Below are 13,185 nucleotides of genomic sequence, written 5' to 3'. Positions count from 1 at the left end.
TGACCTCGCAGCAGTTACCGGGGAGCGCGATCCCTGTGGTCGGGGGTTTCCCCGCGTTGGCGCGGTTTAGCCCCCCATCGCAATCGCGGGTAAACCCGCTCCCACAAGGTCCCCGCAGCAGCCCCAAAACAATCAGCCGTTAACCGGCTCACGCGAGGTCCCATGAAAGACCTGTTCAAGGATTGCTCGCTGTCCGCCCTGGTGGCCGGGATGATCGCCACGGTGATCTCCTACGCCGGCCCGCTGGTGCTGGTGTTCCACGCCGCAGAAAGCGCCGGCCTGTCCCACAGCCTGCTGTCTTCCTGGGTCTGGGCAATTTCCATCGGCAGCGCCGTGCTCGGTGCCGTACTCAGCCTGCGCTACCGGGTGCCGGTGGTGATCGCCTGGTCGATTCCCGGCTCGGCGCTGCTGGTCACCGCCTTGCCGCAGATCGGCCTGAACCAGGCCGTCGGCGCCTACCTGGTGACCAACCTGGTGTTGCTGCTGATCGGCCTCAGCGGCGCCTTCGACCGCATCATCGCGCGCCTGCCGGGCTCGATCGCCGCCGGGATGCAGGCGGGCATCCTGTTCAGCTTCGGCGTCGAGGTGTTCCGCGCGCTGCCGGCGCAACCGGCGCTGGTGCTGGGCATGTTCCTTACCTACGTGGCGATGCGCCGCTTGTGGCCGCGCTACTCGGTAGCGGCGGTGCTGCTGGTGGGCGTCGGTATCACCCTGTCTGGCGGGCATTTCCATAGCGACAAGCTGGTCTTCGACCTGGCCACGCCGCAATGGATCACCCCCGAATTCAGCCTGGCCGCCACCCTCAACCTGGCCCTGCCGCTGGTGCTGGTATCCCTGACCGGGCAGTTCATGCCGGGCATGGCAGTGCTGCGCAATGCCGGCTACCAGACCCCGGCCAGCCCGATCATCAGCAGCAGCGCGGTGGTCGGTGCGCTGCTGGCACCGTTCGGTTGCCATGGACTCAATCTGGCAGCCGTCACCGCCAGCCTCTGCACCGGCCGCGAAGCCCATGAAGACCCGCGCCGGCGCTATATCGCCGCGCTGTCCGGCTGTGCCCTGTACCTGCTGTTCGGCATTGCCGGGGCCACCCTGGTGTCGTTGTTCGCCGCGTTTCCCAAGGCGTTGATCGCGGCGCTGGCCGGGCTGGCGTTGTACGGCGCCATCAGCGAGGCCCTGGCGCGCAGCCTGGCCGAGCCCAGGGAACGCGATGCCGGGTTGTTCACCTTCCTGGTCACTGCCTCGGGCGTGTCCTTCCTTGGTCTGTCGGCAGCGTTCTGGGGGCTGGTCTTCGGCCTGCTCGCCCATTGCCTGCTGGCGGCCCGGCGTCCTTCACCCACTACGGCCGCCGTGCCGCGCAGTCACTGAAACACCGGTTCCACCCAACGGCAGCGGCCTCACCGGACCGCTGCCTGGAAAGCTGCACCCCAATAAAAACAAGATCAGAGAGCTTCCCGATGAAACAGCTACCTTGCGCAACCCGCGTCATGCTTCCCCTCGGCCTGGCCGTCGCCAGCCCCTCGCTGCTGGCGGCCGAGCCGGACTTCTTCAAGGACTCCACCGCCACCCTGACCACCCGCAATTACTACTTCAGCCGCGACTTCTCCGACATCGTCGGCGCCAACCAGCAGTCCAAGGCCGAAGAGTGGGCCCAGGGCTTCATCCTCAACTTCAAGTCCGGCTACACCCCCGGCACCCTCGGCTTCGGCGTGGATGCCATCGGCCTGCTCGGGCTCAAGCTCGACAGCAGCCGCGACCGGGCCAACACCGGCCTGTTGCCGATGCAGGAGGATGGCGTCGCTGCCGACAACTACAGCCGCCTGGGCCTGACCCTCAAGGCGCGGCTGTCGAAGACCGAGCTGAAGTTCGGCGAACTGCAACCCAACCTGCCGGTGCTGGCCTTCAGCGATATCCGCCTGCTGCCGCCGACCTACCAGGGCGTGGCCATCAGCTCGGCGGAAATCGACGGCCTGACCCTGCAGGGCGGCCACCTCAAGTCCACCCACCTGCGTAACGAAAGCGGCGACGGCAAGATGGCCGCCATGCTCGGCCATGTGCCGCAGCGCCAGGCGGAAAGCGACGGCTTCAACTTCGCCGGTGCCGACTATGCCTTCAACGGCAACCGCAGCACCGCCAGCCTGTGGTACGGCCAGCTGGAAGATATCTACGAGCAGGGCTTCCTCGGCCTCAAGCACTCCCAGCCGGTGGGCGACTGGGTGCTGGGCGCCAACCTCGGCTACTACACCGCCAGGGAAGACGGCGACAAGCTGCTTGGCGATATCGACAACCAGGCGCTGTTCTCGCTGCTCTCGGCCAAGCGCGGCGGCCACACCTTCTATGTCGGCTACCAGGCCATGTACGGCGACAGCCCGTTCCCGCGGGTGTTCGCCAATATCACCCCGCTGGGCAACGAAGTGCCGACCTACGAGTTCGCCTACACCGACGAGCGCTCCTGGCAGGCGCGCTACGACTACGACTTCGCCGCCTTGGGCATTCCCGGCCTGACTACCAGCGTGCGCTATATCACCGGCGACAACGTCGATACCGGCCGCGGCTTCGAGGGCAAGGACCGCGAGCGCGACCTGGATATCGCCTACGTGGTACAGAGCGGCGTGCTCGGCGGTCTCGGCATCCGCGTGCGCAATGCCATGGCGCGCTCCAACTACCGCAGCGATATCGACGAAAACCGCCTGATCTTCACCTACACCTGGAAACTGCTCTAAGGAGGCGGCATGACGCGAAAAGGCCTGGCCCTGCTGGTGCAGGGCCTGTCCGGGCTCGCCTGTATCGCCGCGCTGTGGCATCCGGCCGGGATTGTCCTGGCCGTGTCGGGCATGGCACTGGCCGCCGTGCTCTGGCAGGGCGTGGTGGAGTATCGAGTGCGGGAGGTGATCGTCGAAATACCTGCACCGTTACCGCCGCCTTGCCCGCCGCCGGAGCCGGTGCAGGCGGCGGAGGATCCGCGCCTGCGTGGCTGCCTGGTGGCGCTGGGTGACGAGATCCACGCCACCGAGCAGGACATGCGCTTCGCCAACCAGCTGGCGCGGGAGGCGGGTGGCAAGGTCAATGCCAGTGCCGAGAGTATCCAGGCCTCGGCGGATATCCTCGGGCGCCTGGACAGCTCCATGGTCCAGGTGGCCAGCGCCTTCGACGAACTGGGTGCGCAATCGGTGCAGATTGGTTCGTTGGTCGGCAGCATCCAGGACATCTCCAGCCAGACCAACCTGCTGGCGCTGAATGCCGCGATCGAAGCGGCCCGGGCCGGTGACCAGGGCCGGGGTTTCGCCGTGGTCGCTGACGAGGTGCGCAGCCTGTCGCGGCGGGCGGGGGATTCCAGTGCGCGGATCCGGCAGATTGCCAAGGGCCTGGAGCAATCGGCGGAGGAGGCGCGGTTGGGCATCGGTCAGCTTGGCGAAGCTGCGCGCCAGGGGCTGGCGCAGTCAGGCGTGGCCTTGCAGGCCATGCAGGACATGCGCAGCGCGGCGGTGGCACGGGTCGAGATCGTCGAGCGGGTGATGGGGCGGTTGGCCAGTCAAAGGGCGCTGGCGGGTGAGGCCGGGCGGTTGGTGAATACCATGGATTGAAGGTGTTGCTGCAAAGCAGCGCCGACCTTGTGGGAGCGGGTTCACCCGCGATTGCGATAGTGAATCCACCAACGCAATCGCGGGTAAACCCGCTCCCACAGGGTGCCCTGCACTTGATGGGGATGTGAAATCAGAACACCCGCCCCACCTTCCCGGTACAGACGATCCCCTGCACGAACATCACCATCTGCTCGCGCACCGCACCGATGCTGCCCCATTGTCCCTGCCCACATAGCAGCCCCAGTACCGCCTGGGCGATCGAGCCGGCCCGTGGCGCCGAGGCGGGCCCGCACTCGGCGATGATGATCTCGCTGAGCAGGGCGCTGTAGGCTCCTTTCAATTCCTCCACCTGGCGCAACTGCTCCGCATTGAGGTTGACCGCCTCCCGGGTCAGCAGGGTGAGCCGGTCCGGGTGCGCCTGGCTGAACGAAATGAACGCCTGGACAAAGCGTTGCAAGCGTTCGCCATTACTCCGGCTGCCCTTGAGGCACTGCCGCGTCTCGTATAGCAGATCGGTCAGGCTCGATTCGATCAGTTCGAACAGCAACCCCTGTTTGCTTTCGATATGGTGATACAGCGACCCCGCGCGCAAACCCAGGTGGCCGGCCAGGTCGCGCAGGCCGATGGCCTGGTAGCCATGGCTGGCGAACAGGCTGCTGGCCGCCTCCAGCAGGCGATCGCGGGCGTCGGGGGAGGGCACTGACAAGCGGCTGGCGGCGGGCATCGGGATGACCTGTGAACGATTTGATGTTTGACCAAATGTAAGACAACAGGCATCTTACGTAAAGACTCAATCGCAGAGGTGGTTCATGGAAAATCAAACGGTGGTGATCGTCGGTGGCGCGTCGGGCCTGGGCCTGGAAACCGCGCGCCTGATGGTCAAGCGTGGGGCGTTGAAAATCGGCCTGATCGACCGCAACGAGCAATTGCTGGTGCAGGCTGCAGAAGAATTGCGCGGCCTCGGGGCTGAGGTGGCAGTGGCGGTCGGCGATATCGCCCGCAAGGACACCGCTCACGGTGCCTTCGAGGAAATCGTCGGTGCCCTCGGCCGGGTCCATTGCCTGGTCAACAGCGCGGCGATCTACCCGCGCAAGGATATCTTCGAGATCACCGACGAGGAGTGGGATCTGGAAAACGCCGTCAACATCAAGGGCACCTACCACATGATGGTCGCGGCCGTTCGGCATATGCAGCAGTACGTGGCGGCCCCGGCAGTGACCGGGCGCATCGTCAATGTCACCTCGGTGGACGCCTTCAAGGCCCACCCGCAGAACGCCCACTACGCGGCGACCAAGGCTGCCGTGGTCAGCCTGACCAAATCCTTCGCCCAGGCCTGTGCCAAGGACCAGATCCTGGTCAATTCGGTAGCCCCGGCCGGTTTCGCCACCGAGCGCGCCCGCCAGCTGGGTTTCCTCGGCGAACTGGCCGCTGCCAACCCGCTGGGGCGCGCCGCCGAGCCTGCGGAAATCGCCGAATGGATCGTGATGATGGGCAGCAGCCGCAACAGCTACGCCACTGGAGAGAACGTGATTGTCAGCGGGGGCTATATCTATGCCTGAAGTCGCATTCCCCGCGGGCTACCAGCGCGCCCTGGTGACCGGGGCCACCAGTGGTATCGGCAAGGCCATCGTCCTGGCCCTGCGCGATGCCGGTCTGCAGGTGATCGCGGTCGGGCGCAGTCCCGAGGCGCTGGCGGAACTGGTCGACGAGCCGGGGGTGACCACCCTGCGGGCAGACGTCCGTGACGTCCATGGGCTGAGTGCCGCACTGCAAGGGCAGGCTGTGGACGTACTGGTCAACAACGCCGGCATCCTCTCGACCCGCGCCGCGTTCCAGGAGATCGACGAGGCGGAGATCGACAACATGCTCGATATCAACCTCAAGGCGCCGCTGCATCTGGCCCGGCAAGTGCTGCCGGGGATGGTCGGGCGGGGCAGGGGGCACCTGTTCTTCATCGGCTCGAGCGCCGGCCGCGCGCCGCATCCGGGAGCCGCGGTGTATGGTGCTTCGAAGGCCGGCGTCAGTCTGTTCTGTGATGCCTTGCGCTGCGACCTGCTCGGTACTGGCGTGCGCGTCACCGAGATCGCCCCGGGGCGGGTGCAGACCCAGTTGTACAAGACCGCGATGGGTATGCAGGCGGCGGGTAGCGAGCTGTATGACGGCTATGAGTCGATCCAGCCGGCGGACATTGCCGAGCTGTTGCTGGCGGCGTTGAGGATGCCGGCGGCGGTGGATGTATCGCGGCTGGAGGTTTTCCCCACGGCGCAGGCGGTGGGCGGGTCGCGGATGGTCAAGACGCTGGAATAGAGCCCATCTGCGGTCACCTGTGGGAGCGGGTTTGCCGGAACGCCGGAACGCCGCGATTGCGGTAGTGAATTCACCATGGCAATCGCGGGTAAACCCGCTCCCACAGGGGTGGTGTTGTATCTATGGGCTTTTGCAGGCGACAGATTTCTCTCCACAGGTGCTTGACCACCTGTAAGACAACATATAACTTACATGAAAAGCCGCTTAGCCAAGCGGAGTCGTAACAACTACAAAGCATTGCAGGGGATATGACGATGACTGCGACATCATGCCGGGTCGGCGTGGACATAGGCGGAACCTTCACCGATATCGCGCTGGACGTGGACGGGGTTCTGCATTCGACCAAGATCCTGACCGACTACGAGCTGCCCGAGCGGGCCATCCTCACCGGCGTGCGCCAGGTGGTGGAGCAGGCCGGCCTGCAGCTGTCGGATATCCACCAGCTGATCCACGGCACTACCCTGGCGACCAACGCCCTGATCGAGCGCCGCGGTGCGCGTACCGCCTTCATCACCACTGAGGGCTTTCGCGACACCCTGGAAATGCGCACCGAAAACCGCTTCGAGCAGTACGACATCAATATCGCCCTGCCGCCGCCGCTGATCGACCGTGAACACCGCTACACCCTGCGTGAGCGCCTGGATGTGAAGGGCCGCGTGCTGATCGCCCCGGCCCAGGCCGAGATCGACGCCCTGGTCGAGCGCATCGCCGAAGGCAACTACGAAAGCGTGGCCATCGGCTTTATCCATAGCTACGTCAACGGCGCCCACGAGCGTCAACTGCGCGATGCCTTGCAGGCGCGCCTGCCGCAACTGTCGATTTCCATTTCCAGCGAAGTCTCGCCGCAGATGCGCGAGTTCGAGCGCTTCAACACCGTCTGCGCCAACGCCTACGTCAAGCCGCTGATCAAGTCCTACCTGGACCGCCTGGTGGTGACGTTGAAACAGTCAGGCGCCGATTGCCCGGTATTCATGATCCACTCCGGCGGCGGCATCATCTCGGTGCAGAGCGCCGCCGAATTTCCGGTACGCCTGGTGGAGTCCGGCCCGGCCGGCGGGGCGATCTTCGCCGCCGATATCGCTCGCCGCTACCAGCTGGAAAACGTCCTGTCCTTCGACATGGGCGGGACCACGGCGAAGATTTGCCTGATCGAAGACCAGGTGCCGAAGACCGCCAAGACCTTCGAAGTGGCCCGCACCTATCGCTTCAAGAAGGGCAGCGGCATGCCGATTTCCATCCCGGTGGTGGAGATGGTCGAGATCGGTGCCGGCGGCGGTTCCATCGCCAGCATCGACAGCATGCGCCAGATCCGCGTCGGCCCGCACAGCGCCGCCTCCGAGCCAGGTCCGGCCTGCTACGGCCGTGGCGGCCAGGAGCCGACCATCACCGATGCCAACCTGCTGCTCGGTCGTCTCGATGCCGACAACTTCGCCGGCGGCGCCCTGCGCCTGTCCAGCGACAACGCCGCCATTGCGATGAGCCGGGTCATCGGCCAGCCGCTGAACCTGCAAGCCTACACCGCCGCCTTTGGCGTCTGCGAAGTGGTCGACGAAAACATGGCCAACGCCGGTCGCGTGCATGCCGTGGAAAGCGGCAAGGACATCGCCGACTACACCATGATCACCTTCGGTGGCGGTGGCCCGCTGCATGCCGCGCGGCTCTGCGAAAAGATGGGCGTGTCGCGCTTCCTGGTGCCGGCCGGTGCCGGCGTGGGATCGGCCATCGGCTTCCTGCGTGCGCCGTTCGGCTATGAAGCGGTGCGCAGCGCCTTCGTGCGCCTGTCCGAGTTCGATGCCGCCGCGGTCAATGTGCTGATCGAAGAGATGAAGGCCGAGTCGCTGGGCTTCCTCCGTCAAGGCATGCCCGAGGGCGAGCCGGAAATGGACTGTACCGCCTTCATGCGCTACGTCGGCCAGGGCTGGGAAATTCCCGTAGCCCTGCCATTCAAGGCCTTCAGCGCGGCGGATACCGTCGAGTTCAAGGCGCGCTTCGAAGAGGCCTACACGCGCTTCTTCGGTCGCCCGATCGACGGTCCGGACATCGAGATCGTCAGCTGGTCGGTCAAGGCCAGTTCGCCGCTGCCGCCGGTCGCCCGGATCGAGGAGGTCGCCGCCTCGTACCGCGCCCATGAAGTGGCGCGCCGCCAGGTCTTCGACGTGGCCGCCGGTGGTTTCGTCGATGCCGGCATCCATCCCCGCGAAGAGCTGCAGGTCGGTGCCCGGGTCGATGGCCCGGCGATCATCGTCGAACGCGAGACCTCGACCTTCGTCACCTCGAACTTCACCGCCACGGTCCAGCCCGACGGCTGCCTGCTGGTCGCCCGTCGCTAATACCTGATTCGGAAGCATTCACCATGAGCGAAACATTGATCGACATTCAAATGCAGGTGATGTGGAACCGCCTGGTCTCGGTGGTCGAAGAACAGGCCCTGACCCTGATCCGCACCGCCTTCTCCACCAGCGTGCGCGAGGCGGGCGACCTGTCCGCCGGGGTATTCGACCGTGCCGGCAACATGCTCGCCCAAGCGGTCACCGGCACGCCGGGGCACGTCAACACCATGGCCGAAGCGGTGGTGCACTTCATCAAGGATATCGGCGAGGACAACATCTTCGAGGGTGATGTCTACGTGACCAACGACCCGTGGAAGGGCACCGGGCACCTGCACGACATCACCATCGTCTCGCCGTCCTTCCACAGGGGACGCCTGATCGGCTACTTCGCCAGTACCGCCCACGTGGTCGATATCGGTGGTCGCGGTTTCGGCCCGGATGCCCGCGAGGTGTACGAGGAAGGCCTGTTCATCCCGATCATGAAGCTGTTCGAGCGCGGCAAGGTCAACCGCGACCTGATCAATATCCTGCGCAACAACGTGCGCGAGAACGATCGCGTGGTTGGCGACTTCTACGCCCTCTCGGCGTGCAACGAGACCGGCCACAAGCGCCTGCTGGACATGCTCGAAGAGTTCCAGCTGGACGATCTGGAGCATATCGGCAGCTTCATCCTGGAGCACAGTCGCCGCGCCACCCTGGAATGCTTCAAGTCGCTGCCCCACGGCACCTACAGCAACAGCATGACCCTCGACGGCTACGACGTGCCGGTCACCCTGGCGGTGACTCTGACCGTCGGCCCGGACGGGATCAAGAGCGACTTCACCGGTACTTCGGGCATGAGCCAGTTCGGCATCAACGTGCCGTTGGGTTACGCCAAGGCCTACGCCTGCTACGGCCTGAAGTGCATCGTCGCGCCGGAGATCCCCAACAACTCGGCATCCCTGGAGCCCTTCGAGGTGACCGCGCCGGAAGGCTGCATCCTCAATGCCAAGCATCCGGCACCCGTGTCGGTGCGCCATGTGCTGGGCCACTTCGTCCCGGATCTGGTACTGGGCGCGCTGCACAAGTGCCTGCCGGGCAAGGTACCGGCCGAAGGTGCCAGTGCCCTGTGGAACCTGCATCTGAGCGTGCGCCCGCTGGAAAGCAACCCCAACGGTCGCAATGCCGAGATGCTGATGTTCAACAGCGGCGGCATGGGTGCCCGTTCGGCGATGGATGGCCTCAGCGCCACGGCCTTCCCCAGCGGTGTGCACACCATGCCGGTGGAAGCCACCGAGCATGCCGGGCCGGTGGTGGTCTGGCGCAAGGAGCTGCGTGAGGGTTCCGGTGGCGCCGGCCTGCTGCGCGGCGGCCTGGGCCAGGAGATCGAGGTCTCGGCGGCCGAGGGCTACAGCTTCCGCTTCAGCGCCATGTTCGACCGTATCCAGTACGCCGCCCGCGGCCTGGAAGGCGGCCAGCCGGGAGCGGCGGGTTATGTCGGCCTGGATGACGGCAGTCTGCTGCGCGGCAAGGGCCAGCAGTTCGTCCCGGCGGATCGGCGCCTGGTCCTGCGGCTGCCCGGTGGCGGTGGCTACGGTGATCCGCGCCAGCGCGATCGCCAGCAGGTCGAGCGCGATCTGCGCTTCGGCTACATCAGCGCCGAACAGGCACGGGACGACTACGGCTTCGAAGCCGGCGGGGAGCGTTGAGATGGAGATCCAGAGCAGCCGCGTGCGCGCGGTGAAGAGCTCGCCAAGCATGGCGGTGTCGGTCCTGGCCAAGCAGATGCTGGCCCAGGGCGAGTCGGTGATCAACCTGGCCCTGGGCGAGCCGGACTACAACGTCCCGGCCCATGTGATCGAGGCGGCCCACCAGGCAATGCTCGCCGGCAACAACCACTACACCGGGCCCAATGGTCTGGAGTCGCTGCGCCAGGCGATCGTCGACAAATTCGCCCGGGAGAACGACCTGGTCTACGGCCTCGACGAGATCTGCGTAGGCAACGGTGCCAAGCAACTGCTGTTCAACGCCTTTCTCGCCACGCTGGAACCGGGCGACGAGGTCATCACTCCGGCGCCGTACTGGGTGTCCTACACCGATATGGCCATGCTCAATGGCGGCGTGCCGAGGGTGATTCCGTGCGATGCCGACCAGGGCTTCAAGCTCAAGCCGGAGCAACTGGAGGCCGCGATCACCCCGCGCACCCGCTGGGTCATGCTCAATTCGCCGAACAACCCGAGCGGTGCGATTTTCACTCGCGAGGAACTGGCCGCCCTCGGCGCGGTGCTGGAGCGTCACCCACATGTGCTGGTGATCTCCGACGAGATCTACGAACACATCGTCCTCGGCGACCAGCCCTTCGTGTCCTTCGTCACTGCGTGCCCGCAGATGCGCGATCGCACCCTGTTGATCAACGGCGTGTCCAAGGCCTATGCCATGACCGGCTACCGCCTGGGCTACGCCGCCGGGCCGAAGAACCTGATCGTGGCGATGAACAAGACCCAGTCGCAGACCACCACCTGCCCGTCGAGCATCTCGCAACTGGCCGCCGTGGCCGCGCTGAACGGCCCGCAGGATTTCGTCCGCGAGGCCAACCGCGAGTACCAGGCACGGGGCGAACTGGTGGTGCGCGGACTGGCGCAGATTCCCGGGCTGCAACTACAGATGCCGCAAGGCGCCTTCTATGCCTTCCCCAACGTCGCCGCCTTCATCGGCAAGCGCGCCCCGGACGGCGAGGTGATCGGCAACGACGCCGACCTTTCGGCCTACCTGCTGCGGGTCGGCAAGGTGGCCACGGTGCCGGGTTCGGCATTCGGTCTGGAACCTTATGTACGGCTGTCGTTCGCCACATCGCGGCAGGAACTGGAACAGGCCCTGGGGCAGTTGCGCGATGCCTTCGCGGCCCTGGTTTGACTAATCGGAATTCGAGGTAACCATGAGCAAACCCTTCAAACGCCTGCTGATCACCGGCGCCGCCGGGCGCCTCGGCTCGGTGCTGCGCAAGCACCTGGCGGCCTTCGCCGACGAGCTGCGCCTGACCGATATCGCCGACCTGGGGCAGGCCGCGGCCCATGAACAGCTGATCCGCTGCGACCTGGGCAACTTCGACGACGTGCTGCCGCTGACCGAGGGCGTGGACGCGATCGTGCATGCCGGTGGCGTGCCGGTGGAAGACACATTCGCCAGGATCCTCAACGGCAATATCGTCGGCACCTACAACATCTACGAAGCGGCACGGCGCAATGGCGTCAAGCGCGTGGTGTACACCAGTTCCAACCACGCCATCGGCTTCTACGACCGCACCGAAACCATCGATGCCACTGCTGCCCACCGTCCGGACAGCCTGTACGGCGTGAGCAAGTGCTTCGCCGAGGACCTGGGCCGCTACTACTGGGACAAGTTCGGCATCGAGTCGGTCAACCTGCGCATCGGCTCGTCGTTCCCCGAGCCGCTGGACCGACGCATGCTCGCCACCTGGCTGTCGTTCGACGACTTCGCCCAGCTCACCGAGCGCTCGCTGCTGGCGCCGCGGGTCGGGCACATGATCGTCTACGGCATGTCGGCCAACCGCGAAAGCCTGTGGGACAACCGCCTGGCCTCGTCCATCGGCTATGTACCGCAGGACAGCGCCGACGCCTACCGCGAGAAGGTCCTGGCCGAGCATCCGCCGCTGGACCCGAACGAGCCGGCAGCGCGTTTCCATGGCGGCAACTTTGCCGGCGCCGGGCACTTCGAAGACCCGAAATGACCTCCACATCCCAAGAGTGCTGAACCATGGCTTCCACGGCTAAACAACAGAATTACGATGTGGTGATCGTCGGTGGCGCGGTGAATGGCAGTTCCACCGCCTACTTCCTCGCCAACAACCCGGACTTCAAGGGCTCTGTGCTGGTCATCGAGCGCGACTGGACCTACAACAAGTCCGCCACCGCGCTCTCCAGCAGTTCGATCCGCCAGCAGTTCTCCAACCCGATCAACATCGAGATCTCGAAGTTCGGCGCCGAGTTCGTGCGTAACTTCCCCGAGGTCATGGAGGTGGATGGCGACAAGCCCAACCTGGCCTTCCACGAGAACGGCTACCTGTTCCTCGGCGACGACAAGGGCTACGAGGTGCTGCGCCGCCTGCACGACACCCAGGTGTCCCACGGCGCCGACGTGCACCTGCTCGACCCCGAGCAACTGGCACGGCAGTTCCCCTGGGTCAATATCGACTCCCTGGCTGGCGCCAGCTACGGCAAGACCGGCGAGGGCTGGTTCGACAGTCTCGGCATGCTCAACGGCTTCCGGCGCAAGGCGCGGTCGATGGGCATCGAATACATCGAGAACGAAGTGGTCGGCATCCAGCGCGAAGGCGACCGCGTCACGGCTGTGCAACTGGCCAGTGGCGAGCGTATCGGCTGTGGCCTGCTGGTCAACTGCGCCGGCACCCGGGGTACCAGGATCGCCCGCATGGCTGGCCTGGATATTCCGGTGGAGCCGCGCCGTCGCTCGCTGTTCGTCTTCGACTGCCGCACCCCGCTGCAAGGCACGGTGCCGCTGACCATCGATCCGACCGGCGTGTTCTTCCGTCCTGAAGGGCAGTTCTACCTCGGCGGTACCTACCCGAAAAACGATCCGGAAGTGGATTTCGAGGACTTCGACGTGATGCACGACGAGTTCGACGAAGAGGTCTGGCCGATCCTTGCCGAGCGCGTGCCGGCGTTCGAGGGCATCAAGGTGGTGAACTTCTGGGCCGGGCACTACGACTTCTGCGTGCTCGATCACAACGCCATCGTCGGCCCGCACAACGAAGTGAGCAACTTCCTGTTCTGCAACGGCTTCAGCGGCCATGGCCTGCAGCAGGCGCCGGCCATCGGACGCGGTCTTTCCGAACTGATCACCTATGGCGGCTATCGCTCGCTGGACCTGGGTGCGCTGTCCTACCAGCGGGTCATCGACAACAAGCCGTTCCTCGAAGACTCGGTCATCTGAGCGCGCCGCCTGAAGGA

General features: G+C 65.5%; 11 protein-coding genes. 10 read left to right on the top strand and 1 reads right to left on the bottom strand.

The window, feature by feature from the left end; all coding sequences use genetic code 11:
• The first annotated feature begins 162 nt into the window (after positions 1-162).
• From V0R59_RS19455 to V0R59_RS19445, 3 genes are all read left to right on the top strand, one after another.
• A complete protein-coding gene (locus tag V0R59_RS19455; RefSeq protein WP_330078289.1) occupies positions 163-1,365 on the top strand; it encodes a benzoate/H(+) symporter BenE family transporter in 1,203 nt (400 codons plus the stop codon).
• An 89-nt stretch (positions 1,366-1,454) separates the two neighbouring features.
• Entirely contained in the window at positions 1,455-2,720 is a 1,266-nt protein-coding gene (locus V0R59_RS19450) for an OprD family porin (RefSeq protein WP_375547425.1), read from the top strand.
• Positions 2,721-2,729: 9 nt separating this feature from the next.
• Positions 2,730-3,581 carry a methyl-accepting chemotaxis protein gene (locus V0R59_RS19445; protein ID WP_330078290.1) on the top strand — a complete coding sequence of 284 codons (852 nt, stop codon included), beginning with the start codon at positions 2,730-2,732 and terminating at the stop codon, positions 3,579-3,581.
• A 130-nt stretch (positions 3,582-3,711) separates the two neighbouring features.
• On the opposite strand, the gene V0R59_RS19440 is transcribed toward V0R59_RS19445, so the two are convergent.
• Positions 3,712-4,305 (bottom strand): TetR/AcrR family transcriptional regulator, encoded by a 594-nt coding sequence (locus tag V0R59_RS19440; protein WP_330078291.1) that lies wholly within the window; start codon positions 4,303-4,305, stop codon positions 3,712-3,714.
• Between the two features lie 85 nt (positions 4,306-4,390).
• Here V0R59_RS19440 and V0R59_RS19435 point away from each other — a divergent pair, with 85 nt between their 5' ends.
• The 7 genes from V0R59_RS19435 (at position 4,391) to V0R59_RS19405 (ending at position 13,168) form a co-directional block, all read left to right on the top strand.
• A complete protein-coding gene (locus V0R59_RS19435; protein ID WP_330078292.1) occupies positions 4,391-5,140 on the top strand; it encodes an SDR family NAD(P)-dependent oxidoreductase in 750 nt (249 codons plus the stop codon).
• Complete coding sequence (locus V0R59_RS19430) at positions 5,133-5,888, top strand: SDR family oxidoreductase (RefSeq protein ID WP_330078293.1); 756 nt, start codon at positions 5,133-5,135, stop codon at positions 5,886-5,888. The genes V0R59_RS19435 and V0R59_RS19430 overlap by 8 nt, the downstream gene beginning before the upstream one ends.
• A gap of 254 nt (positions 5,889-6,142) precedes the next feature.
• Positions 6,143-8,218, top strand: a complete 2,076-nt coding sequence (locus V0R59_RS19425) for a hydantoinase/oxoprolinase family protein (protein ID WP_330078294.1) — start codon at positions 6,143-6,145, stop codon at positions 8,216-8,218.
• A gap of 23 nt (positions 8,219-8,241) precedes the next feature.
• Positions 8,242-9,906: a hydantoinase B/oxoprolinase family protein gene (locus V0R59_RS19420; protein WP_330078295.1), complete on the top strand. Its 1,665-nt coding sequence runs from the start codon at positions 8,242-8,244 to the stop codon at positions 9,904-9,906.
• Position 9,907: 1 nt separating this feature from the next.
• Positions 9,908-11,110, top strand: a complete 1,203-nt coding sequence (locus V0R59_RS19415; protein WP_330078296.1) for a pyridoxal phosphate-dependent aminotransferase — start codon at positions 9,908-9,910, stop codon at positions 11,108-11,110.
• A 22-nt stretch (positions 11,111-11,132) separates the two neighbouring features.
• A complete protein-coding gene (locus V0R59_RS19410; RefSeq protein WP_330078297.1) occupies positions 11,133-11,945 on the top strand; it encodes an NAD-dependent epimerase/dehydratase family protein in 813 nt (270 codons plus the stop codon).
• Between the two features lie 26 nt (positions 11,946-11,971).
• Positions 11,972-13,168, top strand: coding sequence for an NAD(P)/FAD-dependent oxidoreductase (locus V0R59_RS19405; protein ID WP_330078298.1), 1,197 nt, complete (start codon positions 11,972-11,974; stop codon positions 13,166-13,168).
• Positions 13,169-13,185 lie beyond the last annotated feature (17 nt).

This window comes from Pseudomonas ulcerans (genome assembly GCF_036324125.1).
GTDB classification, from domain to species: Bacteria; Pseudomonadota; Gammaproteobacteria; order Pseudomonadales; family Pseudomonadaceae; genus Aquipseudomonas; species Aquipseudomonas ulcerans.
This window is presented reverse-complemented; position numbering and strand designations above follow the sequence as displayed.